This is a genomic window from Flavobacterium aquariorum, assembly GCF_003254745.1.
Lineage (GTDB): Bacteria > Bacteroidota > Bacteroidia > Flavobacteriales > Flavobacteriaceae > Flavobacterium > Flavobacterium aquariorum.
Genome location: NZ_QKXH01000003.1, coordinates 316,361 through 333,397, shown reverse-complemented (window position 1 = coordinate 333,397; position 17,037 = coordinate 316,361). Strand labels below are relative to the sequence as shown.

15 protein-coding genes are annotated in these 17,037 nt (G+C 32.1%); 12 read left to right on the top strand and 3 right to left on the bottom strand.

Going from position 1 to position 17,037, the window contains the following annotated elements:
• Positions 1-94: 94 nt before the first annotated feature.
• Positions 95-499 (bottom strand): secretion protein, encoded by a 405-nt coding sequence (locus DOS84_RS06795; RefSeq protein ID WP_111409363.1) that lies wholly within the window; start codon positions 497-499, stop codon positions 95-97.
• A 184-nt stretch (positions 500-683) separates the two neighbouring features.
• Between DOS84_RS06795 and DOS84_RS06790 the strand changes: the two genes are divergently transcribed.
• The 3 genes from DOS84_RS06790 to DOS84_RS06780 all read left to right on the top strand — a co-directional run bounded on the left by DOS84_RS06790 (position 684) and on the right by DOS84_RS06780 (position 3,410).
• Positions 684-1,556 (top strand): AraC family transcriptional regulator, encoded by an 873-nt coding sequence (locus DOS84_RS06790; protein WP_111409362.1) that lies wholly within the window; start codon positions 684-686, stop codon positions 1,554-1,556.
• A 167-nt stretch (positions 1,557-1,723) separates the two neighbouring features.
• Positions 1,724-2,590 (top strand): alpha/beta hydrolase, encoded by an 867-nt coding sequence (locus DOS84_RS06785; protein ID WP_111409361.1) that lies wholly within the window; start codon positions 1,724-1,726, stop codon positions 2,588-2,590.
• A 265-nt stretch (positions 2,591-2,855) separates the two neighbouring features.
• Positions 2,856-3,410, top strand: a complete 555-nt coding sequence (locus DOS84_RS06780; protein ID WP_111409360.1) for a hypothetical protein — start codon at positions 2,856-2,858, stop codon at positions 3,408-3,410.
• A 132-nt stretch (positions 3,411-3,542) separates the two neighbouring features.
• Here the strand turns inward: DOS84_RS06780 and DOS84_RS06775 are convergent, their stop codons facing one another.
• A complete protein-coding gene (locus DOS84_RS06775) occupies positions 3,543-4,493 on the bottom strand; it encodes a TerC family protein (RefSeq protein ID WP_111409359.1) in 951 nt (316 codons plus the stop codon).
• Between the two features lie 145 nt (positions 4,494-4,638).
• The gene (locus DOS84_RS06770; RefSeq protein ID WP_077377029.1) at positions 4,639-5,652 is read right to left on the bottom strand and encodes a glutamine synthetase beta-grasp domain-containing protein; all 1,014 of its coding nucleotides are present in this window, start codon (positions 5,650-5,652) and stop codon (positions 4,639-4,641) included.
• Positions 5,653-6,030: 378 nt separating this feature from the next.
• Here DOS84_RS06770 and DOS84_RS06765 point away from each other — a divergent pair, with 378 nt between their 5' ends.
• The 9 genes from DOS84_RS06765 (at position 6,031) to DOS84_RS06725 (ending at position 16,980) form a co-directional block, all read left to right on the top strand.
• On the top strand, positions 6,031-8,220 hold the full coding sequence (locus tag DOS84_RS06765; protein ID WP_111409358.1) for a glutamine synthetase III family protein: 2,190 nt from the start codon (positions 6,031-6,033) through the stop codon (positions 8,218-8,220).
• Positions 8,221-8,601: 381 nt separating this feature from the next.
• Entirely contained in the window at positions 8,602-9,222 is a 621-nt protein-coding gene (locus DOS84_RS06760; protein ID WP_111409357.1) for a hypothetical protein, read from the top strand.
• Between the two features lie 708 nt (positions 9,223-9,930).
• Complete coding sequence (locus tag DOS84_RS06755) at positions 9,931-10,617, top strand: hypothetical protein (protein WP_111409356.1); 687 nt, start codon at positions 9,931-9,933, stop codon at positions 10,615-10,617.
• A gap of 497 nt (positions 10,618-11,114) precedes the next feature.
• Positions 11,115-11,636: a hypothetical protein gene (locus DOS84_RS06750; RefSeq protein WP_111409355.1), complete on the top strand. Its 522-nt coding sequence runs from the start codon at positions 11,115-11,117 to the stop codon at positions 11,634-11,636.
• A gap of 60 nt (positions 11,637-11,696) precedes the next feature.
• Entirely contained in the window at positions 11,697-12,374 is a 678-nt protein-coding gene (locus DOS84_RS06745; protein ID WP_165830403.1) for a CsgE family curli-type amyloid fiber assembly protein, read from the top strand.
• A gap of 48 nt (positions 12,375-12,422) precedes the next feature.
• The gene (locus tag DOS84_RS06740) at positions 12,423-12,830 is read left to right on the top strand and encodes a curli production assembly/transport component CsgF (RefSeq protein WP_111409353.1); all 408 of its coding nucleotides are present in this window, start codon (positions 12,423-12,425) and stop codon (positions 12,828-12,830) included.
• A gap of 72 nt (positions 12,831-12,902) precedes the next feature.
• On the top strand, positions 12,903-14,279 hold the full coding sequence (locus tag DOS84_RS06735) for a CsgG/HfaB family protein (RefSeq protein ID WP_111409352.1): 1,377 nt from the start codon (positions 12,903-12,905) through the stop codon (positions 14,277-14,279).
• A gap of 72 nt (positions 14,280-14,351) precedes the next feature.
• On the top strand, positions 14,352-15,851 hold the full coding sequence (locus DOS84_RS06730) for a carboxypeptidase regulatory-like domain-containing protein (RefSeq protein ID WP_165830402.1): 1,500 nt from the start codon (positions 14,352-14,354) through the stop codon (positions 15,849-15,851).
• A 244-nt stretch (positions 15,852-16,095) separates the two neighbouring features.
• Positions 16,096-16,980 (top strand): OmpA family protein, encoded by an 885-nt coding sequence (locus DOS84_RS06725; RefSeq protein WP_111409351.1) that lies wholly within the window; start codon positions 16,096-16,098, stop codon positions 16,978-16,980.
• The last annotated feature ends 57 nt before the right edge of the window (positions 16,981-17,037 follow it).

Below are 17,037 nucleotides of genomic sequence, written 5' to 3'. Positions count from 1 at the left end.
TTTAGGTCAGACAAAATAATATAAAAAAACAGCTCCCAAAGAAGAGCTGTTTTTAGAAAATTCCAAGTTTTTGTTCTTAAATAAACTAACTCAATTAATTAGTTGTAGCTACATTTTGATTTTTCATTTTCAATTCCCCTTTGTACACTTCAGCTATTGCTTTTCTGGATAAGGTTGAAATTTCTTTTGAAATAACAATCTCATGGGTTACTTTTTTCAAATTGGTTTCTACTTCCAAAAAGTAAACACCATCAGGAAATTCTTCAAGGCTATATGTTCTCAAAATACCATCTTTCCCGGTTGCAACCTCGGAATAGATTATGGTATGGTATTTATCGTAGATAGTCACATTCGCTTTTGGAATTTCATTTACAGAAAAACTAATTTCTTTCCCAGTTCCTTTTTTTACATTTAGTAAAAAATCACCATCGATCGCATAACTACTCATTGTAGTCATCGCTACTAAAACTACTAGACTTAATTTTAAAATCGTTTTCATAATACTGTTGTTTTAAATTAGTAATCAAATTTCTATTGCTAAAGTAGAACGATAATCTATTTGATTGAACAACTACATTTTCTTATTTGTATGTTATTTTAACTTAACGAAAACGATGTATGTTAATTTTTGATAATATAGAATTGTTTTGTGGTAAATTTGAATAGTTTTAAAAATGGGTCTAATGAAAAAAATGAGTCCAACACTTGAAATTATCACTCCTTCTTTTGGGAGTTCTTTTACTTTTTCCAGATATGTTGAGAATGCAAATTGCAAATCAGATTTGTGGCATTACCATCCCGAAATCGAATTGGTTTTCGTCAACGGAGGTTCTGGAAAAAGACAGATAGGAAGCCATATTTCGTATTATTCGGATGGCGATTTGGTACTTATAGGCAGTAATCTGCCCCATTGCGGATTTACAAACGAACAAACGGGCAATAAAAATGAAATAGTTATCCAAATGCCTGCTGATTTTTTAGGAAGTGATTTTTTGAATGCACCTGAACTGAAAAACATTCAGCAGCTTTTTAAGAAAGCAAAAGGAGGAATTGCATTTGGTAAAGAAACCATAAACAGAATTGCACCTATAATAGAAGAGATGGAAAAACGGTCTAATTTTGATCGACTATTAAGAATGATTAGGATTCTGAATGATCTAGGCGTAAGTGATGATTATACCATTTTGAATGCAGATGGTTTTTCGTTGGAATTGCAAGTTCAGGACAATGATCGAATTAACGTTGTTTTTAATTATGTAAAAGACCATTTTCAGGAACCTATTCAACTTGATACTGTTTCGAATATGGTTAGTATGACCACGCCTTCCTTTTGTAGGTATTTTAAAAAAATTACCAATAAAACGTTTACCACTTTCGTAAATGACTATCGTTTGGTTCACGCTTCAAAACTGTTGTCTGAGAATACTAAAAGCATTACCGAAATTTGCTATGAAAGCGGATTTAATAATTTTAGTCATTTTAATAAGTCATTTAAAGCGTTTACCGGAAAAAGCGCTTCACAATACAGACATGAATTGAAGTCTTTTATCGAGTAATTTTTAAAGCTCATGGTTTATTGTTTTTATATTACAAAAACAAATCAATATTGAATTAAATATTTGTAAATAAGTATTTTGTGTTTTTGTGTTCTTTAATCAAAAGGAGAGTGTTCTGTTTTTGTTTTTGGAAATTGTATATTTACATTTCATCAAAAAAAAATAATATGAAAAAATTACTAATACTATGTATTGCATTTTTATTTGGCAATACCATTTTGTCTTTTGCGTCAACTGTTGATACGTTACAAGTTTCTAGTGTTGCTATGAGTAAAACCTACAAAGCAGCTGTAGTACTGCCTAATTCGTACTCAAAAGGAAAAGCTTCTTATCCAGTGTTGTATCTTTTACATGGCGCTTACGGCCATTTTTCGGATTGGTTATCAAGTACACCCAATAAAAATACGGTTAAGAATTTAGCAGACCAATATAATATCATAGTGGTGATGCCAGAAGGGGAGACGTTCAGTTTCTACCTCAATAGCCCCGTAAATAAAGGAAGTCAGTTTGAAACTTATATAACTGAAGAAGTAATTCAAAAGATTGATAAAACATATCGAACAGTAAACGATAAAAAAGGACGTGTCATCGCAGGACTCTCTATGGGAGGACATGGTGCTCTTTATCTTTCGGCCAAACATCCTGAATTGTTTTGTGCAGCAGGAAGCATGAGTGGAGCTGTGGATATGGGAACAATGTTGGGTCGGGAACCAAATGACCAAGTTATAAAATTAATGCAGCCTGTTTTTGGTGATCAAAGCAATAATCCTAATTTATACGAACAAAATGCAGTAATAGGAATGGTTGATAAAATTAAAGCCAACAAACTACCATTAATTATAGATTGTGGTGTCGATGATTTTCTTATTGAGTCCAATAGAGAATTGCATAGAAGATTAGTGTATGCTAAGGTTTCTCATGACTATACAGAACGTCCTGGAGCACATACATGGGAATATTGGGAAAATGCTTTGCCTTATCAAGTTTTGTTTTTTAGTAAAATATTAAAAAATAATGGTGTTCTAATTAATTAAAAAATATTGGAAATAGAGAAAGGACTTTTCGATTAGAGAAGCCCTTTTTTTATGAATTTTTAGTTTAAAGTATTTGTTTTTAGATTGATACTATATTATATAGGGTTGGGTAAAAAATGTTTTTTTAATAATAAATTCTGATTTTTGTCTCGTTATTGTTTTGATAAACAAAAAATGTTTGAATTATTTTGAATGAAATTACAAAGAATATTTTTTTTGGCTTGATTTTTGAAATACCTTTATAGAACTTTAAAACATAAAAAAAATGAAAAAAATAATTACACTTTTGGCGGTTATAGGAATGTTTGGTTTTCAGGGATGTACTGGACCAGAAGGACCTCCGGGAATGCCTGGACAAGATGGAGCAGATGGACAAGATGGATTGATAGCAGAAGTATTTGAGCTTACTATGAATTTTACTTCAGTAAATGAGTATGGAGAAACATTTCCTTTAAATCCAAAGATTTATTCCGGGGACAATCTTTTAGTTTATGAATTGGTAAATACTAATGGTGGAATTGATACTTGGGCATTGCTTCCACAAATTTATTATTTTACTGCTGGTACTGCTCAGTATAATTATAATTTTTCATTCGACCAATTTTCAATTTTTATTGATGCAAGTTTTCCTTTTGCTCAATTACCATCTAGTTTTACAACAAACAAGACATTTAGAATTGTTATTATTCCAGGGGATGATGGAATTAATAGTGGTGGTCCAAATTCTAAATTATCTGTAAATAAAATGGATTACTCTGATTACAATGCCGTTATAGCGAAGTATAAAATTGATGATAGTAATGTTAAAAAAATAAATTAAAAATAATTAAGCATAAAAAAAGGGAATTGTAAGATTCCCTTTTTTTATGCTTAATTATCCTATTTCTTAGATGAGTCAAAATGAGTGATTTTGTATCGATGTGTATGGATTAACTATGGAAGTATGTTATTATTATTTACTGTTCTGTTTTTTGCTGATTTGTAAAGATACAATTACTCCGATACTAAGAGTCAAAGCAATAAAGGTTAAGGATGCCCATTCGGGAATTTCGATATAATCATGCAATAACATTTTTAGTCCCACAAAACTCAAAATAGCAATCAAGCTGTATTCTAAATGACTAAATTTCTCCAGCATATTGGCAAGGAAAAAGTACAGGGAACGCAAGCCTAATATTGCAAAAATGTTGGAACTAAATACTAAAAAAGGATCGGAAGTGATGGCTAAAATAGCTGGGACACTATCTACCGCAAAAATAACATCCATTACTTCTATGACTATTAATGCGACAAATAACGGAGTAGCAGCGTTCCCTCTTTCTGTTTTTATGAAAAAATGATCTTTTTCGGCATGGGTAGAAATTGGAATTATCTTTCCTAGAATTTTATAGATTACAGATTTTTTAGGATTAAACTCTTCTTCATCCTTGGTAAACAGCATTTTTATTGCAGTGAATAAAAGGAATGCTCCAAAGATATAGGCTGTCCATGTGAACTTGTTGATCAACAATACACCGAAATAGATCATTAATCCCCTAAAAACTATCGCTCCAAGGATTCCCCAAAACAAAACACGATGTTGGTGTTTTTTTGGTATTTTGAAAGAAGCGAAAATCAAAGCGATTACAAATATATTGTCAATGCTTAATGATAATTCAATTAAGTACCCCGTTACGAATTTCATTGCAGCAACAGAGGGTTTCAATTGATTAGGATTTAATACATAATCGGTTGAATATAGCCAATAAACCACACCAGAAAATAACATGGATAAGGTAAACCATATAGCGGTCCATTTGCTGGCTTCTTTAGTGTTGATAATGTGTGGGTCTTTGTTGAAAACACCCAGATCAAGTGCGAGAAATATAAATATCAGTGTAAGAAATAGTATCCAAACAATCATAATGGTATTGGTTTTAAATGTGCTGCAAATATAGAATTTGAAATTTTAATAAATGGTTGTTGAATTTCTAAAGATACTGTAATTGTTTAAATAAAAAAAGTGCCTTCAATTTGAAGGCACTTTTTAGTTTTTAGTATGCTTATGATTACAATGCTGAATTTACAGTTTTGATAATTCTTGCAGCAATTTTGTACGGGTCACCATTAGATGCTGGTCTTCTGTCTTCCAACCATCCTTTCCATCCTTTTTGAACAGTCATTAAAGGAATACGGATTGAACATCCTCTATCAGATACTCCGTAAGAGAAATCGTGGATAGACGCAGTTTCGTGTTTACCAGTCAAACGTTGGTCATTGTAAGCTCCATAAACAGCAATGTGCTCAGCAGTTACAGGACGGAAAGCCTCACATATTTTTTCATAAATTTCTTGAGAACCACAAGTTCTTAATACATTGTTAGAGAAGTTAGCGTGCATTCCAGAACCATTCCAGTCTGTATCACCAAGTGGTTTTGGGTGATATTCGATATAGTAACCATATTTTTCAGTCAAACGATCTAGTAAGTATCTAGCAACCCAGATTTCGTCACCCGCTTTTTTAGCTCCTTGTGCGAATAATTGGAATTCCCATTGTCCACAAGCAACCTCTTGATTGATACCTTCAAAGTTGATTCCTGCAGCGATACATAAATCAGCATGCTCTTCAACTAATTTTCTTCCGTGTGTGTTTTTACCACCTACTGAACAGTAGTACATTCCTTGTGGTGCAGGGTAACCTCCAATTGGGAAACCTAATGGCAATAAAGTTTTAGTATCCATGATGAAATACTCTTGTTCAAATCCAAACCAGAAATCTCCATCATCTTCGATAGTTGCTCTACCATTTGACGGGTGCGGAGTTCCATCTGCATTCATAACTTCAGTCATTACTAAGTAACCATTGATACGAGTTGGATCTGGATAAATAGCAACAGGTACTAATAAACAGTCAGAAGAACCACCTTCAGCTTGTCTTGTTGATGAACCGTCAAAAGACCAGTTTCCAATTTCTGCTAAAGTTCCTTGAAAATTTTCGTGCTCTTCAACTTTAGTTTTGCTTCTTAAATTTTGCGTTGGTTCGTAACCATCTAACCAAAGGTATTCTAATTTTATTTTAGCCATAATATTATAAATTGTTTTTTGATTTTTTTTCTGATGCAAATATAAAATAATTTGTTTACGTCGTAAAATTGGGGGGTGGTTTTTATTTGAGTGGTTTTAATTTTTGACATTACTGCATTTTAGGAGGGGTATAATTAAAAAAATATAATTTTAGAGGGGTATAATAATTAAATTCGTAATTAGCTGATTTTTAATATTAATTGTAAGTTAAGATTTTTATTACTATAATTTAAAAATCAAGCTGTTGGTACATTTTTTTTGATATTACATCTAGCTCAATTAGATGCTATTTATTAATGAGTGCTTTAATTATTTGTTTAGCAGAATAATTTATATTTGTATGTGTTTATTAATGATTATTAATTTAAGATTTATCATATGTCATCAATTCGTTTTCAAGCTTTAAAAGAAGCTTCAAATAGAAAGTTAGTAGAGTTTCAGGAGACAGGCAGAAAATCGGTTCTCTTTGGAGCTAATGTGTTCAACGATAAGGCTATGAAGCAATATTTGACTTCAGATGCTTTTAAAGGTGTACAAGGTGCAGTTCAATATGGAACTAAAATCGATAGAAAATTGGCGGACTATATTGCCATGGGAATGAAAGAATGGGCTTTGTCCAAAGGAGTAACTCACTATACGCACTGGTTTCAGCCTCTTACCGGGACAACAGCAGAAAAACATGATGCTTTTTTTGAAACTTCTTATGACGGAAGTGATCCATTGGAAAAATTTGGAGGGGCTCAATTAGTCCAACAAGAACCGGATGCGTCCAGTTTTCCTCATGGCGGAATAAGAAACACATTTGAAGCAAGAGGATATACTGCTTGGGATCCTACTTCTCCAGCATTTATTTTTGGGACGACATTATGTATTCCAACTATTTTTATTTCCTATACAGGAGAAGCATTGGATAATAAGATTCCATTATTAAGAGCATTATCGGCTATGGATGAAGCTGCTACGGAGGTTTGTAAATATTTTGATAAAAATGTTAAAAAAGTAACGGCTACCTTAGGCTGGGAGCAGGAATATTTTTTGATTGACAGATCATTGGCTAATTCACGCCCAGATCTTATCATGACTGGAAGAACATTGTTAGGGCATACTTCTGCCAAAGGCCAACAGTTGGACGACCATTATTTTGGTTCTATTCCAACTCGTGCTTTAACTTACATGAGGGATTTAGAACAAGAATGTATGTTATTGGGAATTCCGGTTAAGACACGTCATAACGAAGTGGCGCCGAATCAATTTGAATTTGCACCTATTTTTGAAGAAACCAATTTGGCAGTTGATCATAACTGTTTATTGATGGATGTTATGCAGAAAGTGGCCGAACGCCATGATTTAAAAGTATTGCTTCATGAAAAACCTTTTAAAGGAGTAAATGGTTCCGGGAAACACAATAACTGGTCATTGGCTACGGATACTGGCGTAAATTTGTTGAGTCCTAGTAAAACGCCGATGACTAATTTGCAGTTTTTGACTTTCTTTATTAATACGATCAAAGCGGTAAATGATTATGAAGCTTTATTGAGAGGATCCATTGCCACGGCAAGTAATGACCATAGATTGGGAGCCAATGAAGCGCCACCGGCAATTATCTCCGTATTTATTGGGGAACAATTAACTAAAGTGTTGGCCGAATTGGAAGGGGTTTCTACAGGGAAATTATCGCCAGAGGAAAAAACCGATTTGAAACTAAATGTTGTCGGAAAAATTCCGGATGTCCTTTTGGATAATACGGATAGAAATAGAACATCTCCATTTGCCTTTACGGGAAATAAATTTGAGTTCAGGGCGGTAGGTTCTTCTGCAAACTGTTCGAATGCAATGACTACTTTGAATACCATTGTGGCAAAACAGCTTAAGGATTTTAAAATTGCCGTTGATGATTTAATTGAATCAAAAGACATGAAAAAAGATGATGCGATTTTCAATGTCTTAAGAGAATATATCAAACAATCCAAAAAAATCCTTTTTGAAGGAGATGGCTATAGTGAAGCCTGGCAAATTGAAGCTGCAAAAAGAGGTTTGAGCAATTTTAAAACTACTCCGGAAGCATTGAAAGCAAGAGCTTCAAAACAAGCCATCGATTTATTTGGTGAAATGGGAATTATGAATCAAATAGAGGTAGAAGCACGTTATGAAATTGAATTGGAGGAATACACCAAAAAAATACAGATTGAAGGCAGGGTGCTTGGTGATATTTCAAAGAACCATGTAATTCCAACGGCTATTAAATATCAAAACACCTTGATTGAGAATGTAAAAGGATTAAAAGATATTTTTGGATCGGAGTTTGAATCTATTGCAAAAGAGCAAATCATATTAATAAAGGAGATTTCAGAGCATATTGAAGGAATTAATTCTAAAGTAGAGCAAATGACTGAAGAAAGAAAGAAAGCTAATAATTTGACCGATGCACATTCAATGGCTGAAGCTTATTGTAATAACGTAAAACCGTATTTTGAAATAATAAGGAATCATTGTGACAAGTTAGAACTATTAGTCGATAATGAACTGTGGACTTTGACTAAATATCGTGAACTGCTTTTGACAAAATAGTTTTGGTAAATTCATTAAAAAAGAGGCTATTCGTAAGAAAGTCTCTTTTTTTTTAAGACAAATTGTAAAATTAGTAGGATAAATATAGGTTTATATTTCTCCAGTTTTACGCTTTATCGGTTTAGTTTTACAGTTTATCGAAAATACATAATTGATTAGTAAATAGACTGTTGTCTTTTTTTGAATGTTCAGAACATTTTATAAATTTGTCACGTAAAAAAAAAGAGAAGCATTTAAATGAAGTTTTCTTATAATATCACAACAATGAAAAACACCCCACTTTTCATTTAAAGAATAACCTGCAAGTATAATATAACTCCCCTTTTTATATTATAAAACCTACGTAGTATTTGTATTAACAACCAATTAAATATATTTATTATGAAAAAAGTTTTATTGAGCGTCTCAACGATGCTATTAACAATGGTAGGTTTTGCACAGGCAAACGTAAGTAACGTAGATCAGTACGGCTGGTTAAATGGAGCATTAGTTACACAAGTAGGTGCTTCTAATGATTCTGATGTTCTTCAAATTGGATTAGCTAATGACGCGGTAGTAGGTCAATTAGGAACTTCAAATGAGGCTTTTATAGGGCAGTTGGGAGTAGCTAATGAGGCCGCAATAGCTCAGGATGGTTGGTCAAACGATGCGTCTATAGTGCAGGTAGGGGCCTTCAATTATTCTGAAATCAATCAAAAAGGCAATAACAACAGTGCTACAAATTGGCAATTCGGATTTGGAAATGATTCTAAAATTGATCAAGATGGGAATGATAACACCGCTTTTGATGTACAAGGATTTTGGGGAAATGCAGTTGGTATAAGTCAAACTGGAATCGGAAATATTGCATCATCAATTCAACTTGGCTGGGACAATACATCTGATATAATGCAAAATGGTCTAGGCAACTTTGCTGCAACGACTCAAATTGGTAATGACCATATTAGTACTATAAATCAATGGGGCGCAGGTAATGTTGCAGTGGTTTTCCAATCTAATTAATTACTAAAATTTAATTGTTTAAAAGCAGAGCCCATTGGTTCTGCTTTTTTATTCTGAATAGGTAAAAATATATGCTTGAAAATAAAATTCAGAAATAGGATAAGTAGTCCGTAATTTGATTTTTTTACAGTCAATTCATTGTGGTTAATTTAAATAGAAGATTAACATTCGATAAAAGCTGTTTGATTTTATAGAATTGTAAAAGAAAAGCATTTTAAAAATATTTGATTTAGAGCTTGAATCAGAATATAAACAATGTATTTTAAATTGCATATTAAAAGGGAGAATAGTAGAATCAATGTATAAAGAGAGTATAAAAAGGTTAATGTTATAACAGTTGTTAAAAAAGAAAAGAGATAGTTGAAGTTAAATTTATGTGCTTTTTGTTCTTTGTCGATTTACTATTACACTTCATCGAAAAACTTGGAAATGTCTATAAAATAGGTTGTTATAAGTTTTTTTTATAAAAATAAAGTTATAAATTTGACTCGTAATATTTCATTAGACACTTATATTAAGATTGTTTGGATGAAGTGATTAAGCAAGAAATTCCCAAATTTCTTTTTTTTAAACCTGCAATATAGTACTATATACCCCTATTGTACTATTGATAAAAACCTACAATATTGCATAATATAATTCCCCCTGTTATATTATTTTATAACCTACATAATAATTTGTATTAACAACCAATTAAATATATTTATTATGAAAAAAGTTATTTTGAGCATCTCAGCGATGCTATTGTCTGTAGTAGGTTTTGCACAAGCAAACGTAAGTAATGTTGATCAAGTGGGATGGCTTAATGGAGCATTAGTTGCCCAAGTAGGATCATCTAATGATTCAGATGTTTTTCAAATTGGGTTAGCCAATATATCTGTAGTGGCTCAAGTTGGTGATTCAAATGAAACTGACACTAATCAAGGAGGTATTTTAAATATTTCAACAGTTACTCAAGATGGTAATTCAAATGATGCATATGTTGGGCAACTTGGATTATTTAATGTAGCAACAACATCTCAATCTGGAGATGATAATGATGCTGTAACAGGACAGTTAGGAGCTTTCAACTCAGCTTCAACTATTCAAGTAGGAAGTGATAACAGCGCAACTACTTTGCAATTTTTGATAGGAAATTCATCCGACATTTATCAAGAAGGTGAGTATAATACAGCCGGTGTATTGCAATTTGGATTCAATAATTCCGCTTCTACCACTCAATTAGGTTCTTGGAATGAAAGTAATACTTGGCAATTAGGTTTTGACAATTCTGCAACTACTATGCAAGATGGAATGGGTAATTCCGCATTGACTATTCAACTAGGAGATTCACACATAAGTACTATCTCTCAAGCTGGAGTTGGTAATAATGCGATTGTATACCAATCTAATTAATTAGCAGAAAATTTTAAAAAAGGAGAATTGAATTTAATTTCTTCAGTTCTCCTTTTTTTATTTTAAATAACTAAGCTTACGTACCTGCATTCAAAGCGATAAAAATGTTTTATCGCTTTATTTTTTGTTTTGAACTGTGTTTAAATTTAAATGGTTGTAATATTTAAAATCAATTTTAAAAAGAAAGGCATTTCTTGTTTTTTTTTAACACTACTTTACCCTTCAACGACTTAGTGCCGCATTTTATCGAATAAGTGACTCAATGAGTTAAAATAGCTTATTTCAGTTAGTTATGTTTTAAAAACATTTTATAAATTTGAGTTTATAATTGAATTTAAAGTTTTAAAGCGTTGATTTTTTATCGAATTCCTAAAATTTTGGTTTTTGATGTTTTCATTTTTTTTACAATTAAAAATTGATTTCTATCGTATGGAATTTTTGAGGTAAGCATTTTTTTTAAGTTTGTTTTAGGAGTTATTTTTTTAAATCCAAAAGCTATGATCATTAAAGTTAAAATATTTTTATTCGTCACACTTCTTTCTTCTCCGTTTATGCTAATGGCTCAAGAGGAATTTGATAATTATTCGCTTGAAGGGGCTTCATTGATGACAAAAGAACTATTGATTAGAAATAATAAAGTAAATATTGAAAATTCACAAAGTACCAATCAATTTCTTCAAAATAGTAATTTAGTTCAAATTCAGCAAATTGGAAATTATAATTATTCAAATGTTTATGTTAGAAGTTATGCAGCTGAGGTGCAATTAAATCAGAATGGAGATAACAATTTTGCTAATATTTATAGAAATGGCTACATACTAAATGAAAATATTAGCCAAACGGGGACTAATAATTTCATTAGCGATTTTTCGGTTTATTCAGCTGAACCTGTTAACACGACATTTAATCAAAATGGAAATAATTTGACTTTATATAGTACTGGCTCAAATTCTATTTCTAAGAATTTGCAAATCAATCAAACAGGAAATTCAGGTACTGTTTATATCTATAATCGTTAGATCATGAAAGGCTTTGTACTAAAATGGATTTGTTTGTTTGTTTGTTTTAGTCTACAAAAAATGTATTCTCAAGCTATTTATAAAGAAGTAAAAGCAAAGATTGAGGTTGAAAAAGTTGAAAATATTCTTTCCGTTAGAGGTACAGTCGAAAATTTAAAATCAGAATATAAAAGCATCTCTTATAAATTAACGGTTTTCAAAAAGAATAAAAGTAATTCAAATAGTTCTAAGAATTCTCAAGATGGAAGGGTCATTTTGGATCCTCAACAAAAAGTTGTCTTATCAAAAACTCAAATAAATGAAGGGAAGGATGATCAAATTATCCTGTTGTTGATTATCTATGATGAAAATAATGTCATAATAGGTAAAGCTCGAATAGAAATGGGAGTTGATGACGAGTCAAAAAATGCTGAAGCAAAACCTAATGACGGTTTGGAAATGATGGGAATTGTGTCTAATGATACCAAGACAAAATTAGGAAATGATTTCTACGAACTCTTTTATAAAGAATATTCCAAATTAAAAATTAAGACCAATAAAATTGTTTCAGTTCAAGAAGAACTGACTTTTGGAAGAACAACAAAAATAATGGTTTTAGTTGATGGAGAGTTAATTAATGAATTCATATCAAGACCTGATGAAGATTTTATGAAGTACATGGCGGAAACCGTCTCGGATAATGTTTTTAAATATTTTAAAAATATCGAAAAGCAAAACAAGGCTATAATGAGATATTAAGAGTTTAGTACAGTATAATTTATGTTTTAACAATTAAATCAAAAAACAATGAAATCATGTCTAACTTTAATTTGTATGCTTGGTCTTTATTTGCATGCAAATGCTCAGGCGTTAGTATACAAACCTATGAATCCTAATTTTGGTGGTGATACTTTTGGTTATCAAATGTTACTTAGTTCAGCCGATGCGCAAAATGATTTTAAGGAGGATAGTACAAGTGGTTTTAAACAGCCTACACAATTGGAACGTTTTAAAGAGAATTTAAATAATCAGTTGTTGAATAAAATTTCAAATTCATTGTTCAATGATCAGTTTGGAAGTAAGGGTATATCTCAGGGCACTTATAATTTTGGAACATTATCGGTTGATGTTTACCCTTCGAATCTTGGTTTAACAGTAGATATATTGGATATAGAAACTGGTGAACAAACACAAGTAATTGTTCCAGGAAGTTAGTATTTATAGGATTAATAGAATAGAAAGTAATAGAATAGATTTTGCCTCAATTTTTGTTAAATAACCTTATTCATGAATCGAAAAATAACAATTGCATTTTTACTTGCGCTTCTTTTAACGAGCTGTGGTGCGTACTTTAATCAGCCAGTTGGAGTTCAAAAGGCTGTTTTTGGCGAGAATACGCCTGCAACAATAAATTTAAGAAGTTTGCCTCTCCCTAAAGAGCAAGTAGTGGTAGGTGTTTACAAGTTTAAAGATCAAACAGGTCAATATAAACCTACCGAAATTGGAAGCACATTTAGTACTGCAGTCACGCAAGGTGCTACTTCCATACTAATTAAAGCACTTCAAGACTCTAAATGGTTCGTGCCCATTGAGCGAGAAAACCTTAGCAATCTTTTGAACGAGAGAAATATTATTCGTTCTACTAGACAAGAATATGCTACCGATTCCAATACCAAAGATGCTCCGTTGACACCGTTATTATTTGCAGGTGTTCTATTAGAAGGTGGGATTATATCCTACGATTCCAATATTATTACAGGTGGGTATGGAGCAAGATATTTTGGAGCAGGAGCTTCGACCCAATATCGACAAGACAGAATTTCTATTTATCTAAGATTAGTTTCTACTTCAAATGGTAAAATTCTAAATACAGTTTATGTGTCTAAAACAATACTTTCCCAAAGTATTGATGCTAGTCTGTTTCGATACGTTAATATTAACCGACTTTTAGAAGTTGAAACTGGTTATACTAGAAATGAACCTATTCAACTTGCCGTTACCGAAGCCATCGAGAAAGCGGTTGAAGGTTTGGTTGTTGATGGAATTAAAGATAAAATTTGGGAAGTAAAGGCTACAAATGATGAGGTAAAAGCATTTTTGGATAGTTATGCTAAAGAAAAAGAAGAAGCCGATTTGGCGTTGCTTTATGGCAGAGACAGAAATGAAAAAAGAGGTAAAGTTGGATTTGATGTAGGTGGAGGTGCAGCTTATATTGATGGAGATTATGCAAATCCAACACCTAAACCAATGGTGAAAGCTGGAATGAGATACTTCTTTACCCCCTATTTTGATATAAGCGGTTCATTTAGTGTTTTTCGGGTGGGGAATAAAGATAGATTAGATGTTGGTTATGGGTCGATAGATGTAAATCTTGATTTTTTAATTCTTCCCTATGATTCTTTTAGCCCATTTGTTTATGTAGGAACAGGTACTTATTTCAACAGTGCTTACGAAAATGTGCAATCAAAAATTCAAGGTGGTTTGGGTCTAGAGTACTTAGTGTCAAATAATTTTGGAATTAAAGCCTATAGTGAGTTTAATATGAGTTTTTCAGATAACCTTGATTATATAGATGCTGGTAAAAGAGATGATTATTTTTATTGTTTTGGTCTAGGCGTGAGTTATTATTTGCCTCAGCATTTTGGTAAAAAATCAGTAAAATAATGTTGTTTTGGAAATGCTAAAGTTATGCTTAGATTTTGCTAATAATATAAGTTATTTATAAAAAACCTACAAATGGAAAAGTTAAGAATCGGAATTTTATTGTGCTTAATTATCTTAACTTCATGTTCTGAAGAAAAGATAACTGATGGCGGTACTGGTACTGTAAAAGGGAGAGTTGTGGATGCCGTTACTTTTGAGCCTATTGAAAATGCAAGGGTTTCTTCAAATCCTTCCACTGATACCTATTTTACGGATAAAGATGGGTATTTTACCTTTTCGGGAATAGCAACGGGAAAGTATACCTTTGAAGCGAGAAAAGATAAATATGTTGCTAAGTTTGAAGCAGCAACAGTGAATTTAAATGAAACCACTCAAATTATTTTTGAGTTGAAAGTCTCTACTGCCGATAATAGACCACCTGATGTTCCGGTATTAACTTCACCTGCTGATCTTGCCAAAAATCAGGCCATAAATCTAAAGCTAACCTGGACTGCAACCGATATTGATAAGGATTCATTGACTTATGTTGTTACTGTTAAAAATGGAACTACAGATGAAATTACAACATATAAGGATTTAAAAACAAGAAGTTTAGACTTGAAAGATTTGAAGTATAGTACCAAATATTATTGGCAAGTAGCTTCTTCTGACGGAATTAATACACCGGTCAATAGTTTGACAAGTTCTTTTACTACGCTGCCCTTTCCGAACCCAAGATTTTTATACATCAAAAAGGTAAATAGCAATAACGTGATTTTTACTGCTGATGAAGCTGGCAATGAATTACAATTGACGTCTTCGTCCGTTAACAGTTATCGGCCTAGGAAGAATTTGCAATCCAATAAAATTGCCTATATAAGTTCAGATGGATCCCAAAACCAAATTTACATGATGGATCTTGATGGATCGAATGTGAAAAAAATAACAAATACGACTCCTATTGCTGGATTTAATATGGAAAATATCAACTTTTGCTGGAGTACCAACGGAAGTCAAATTATTTATCCAAATTTTGATAAATTATACCGAATAAATATTGATGGAGGAGGATTGATTGAAATGTTTAGAACGCCAAATGGAAAATTTATTTCTGAATGTGATTGGAGCCAAGATGGAAAACAGATCGTTTTAAAAGTAAATGATATTTCAGGTTATAATGTTGAAATATACGTGATTAAATGGACTGGTCAAGTGCTTTACAGTGTGTTGTCGGGATTAACTGGGGCAGTAAGTGGTTTGAATATGTCCTTTGATATGCAAAAAATTGTGTTTACCAGAGATGTTTCCGGAAATGAAAATTCGACTTATAGGAGATTTGATTCAAGAATTTTTATTTATGATAAGGTAGCCAATACTATAACACAGTTGAATACTAGCAAAGATAATGGCTTTAATGATTTGGATGTGAAATTTTCTCCAAATGAAGCGGAAGTCATTTTTACAAACACTTCCAATGACGGAATATCAATAAAAAATGTTTACAAAACATCAATCACAAACACAGGTACAGGTACTGCAGGAAGTGCAAGAACGTTATTGTTTTCGGGAGGTTCGATGCCAGAATGGAAATAAGGATGTTATAAGAGTCTAAATTATAAAGGTTGAAATACGTTTAAACTTTTCTTGCAATTTATGGAAGAGTTTAGACGTTTTTCTTTTTTAGGTTCTATGCTTTGAAAAATTGATTTAGTAGATTTCTCCAAATTGATAATTCTGTTTTTTTAAAGCAGCTATAAACTGTTATTTGTGTTTTCTTTTTTTTCATGGAACTATCGATTAAGTTTTATTGTAAATTTGAGGAATTAATCCCCGAATCATGAAGTTTTTTGCCACCCTACTATTTAGTTTTACGGTTTCTTGTGTTTTTGCGCAAGAACAAGTTTCGTTTTTTTTTGAAAGTAACAAGTTTGTTTTGCAAAAACAAGAGTTATTAAAACTGAATAAATGGTTAAATGTAAATGAAACTGTAAAAGTGGTTGGAGTCCATGGTTTTTGTGATGAAGAAGGATCTGTTGGTTATAATGATACTTTAGCCAAAAAGCGAATCGATTATGTGTTTAATATCATAAAGAGCAAAGTAAAAATTAGAGAGGATTTCAAAACAAGAAATTTTGGAGAGTTACATACTTCATCTCCTATTCAAGCTGAAAACAGAAAAGTCACGTTATATTATATTTTGCCAAAGGATTTTGCAAACGAAGAAAAAATAATAGCCAAAAAACAAGAAGTTGCATTAGAAAAGATAAAGCCAAAAATTAAATTTTCGGATGTTTATGTTTTTGAAAATCCAGATGGTTCTACAGTCAATATTAAAATTGATACTGTCTTTATGAAAAAAGTCAGCCTTGCCAATGTAGGGGAGAAGCTAAAACTGGAAAGCATGAATTTTTTTGTAGATACTTTTGCAATAATGCCGCAATCCAGATCGGTAATGTTCGAACTGCTGACAGTCATGCAAAGCTGTCCCGATTTAAAAATACAAATTCAAGGCCACATTTGTTGTGTTAAGAAAGATGTTCGGGATCTAAGTACTCAAAGAGCCAAAGCCATTTGCAAATTTTTGGAATATAACGGTATTGAAAAAAACAGAATGACTTTTATTGGATTCGGCAGTTCGAAACCATTATATGCTTTACCCGAAAAAACAGAGGGAGAGCGGGAAGCAAATCGCCGTGTAGAAATTGAAATTATGGCCAATTAGGAAAGATTTTAGAAGTCAGAAATCAGATTCCTGAATTTGAAATTTAGCACAGCTATT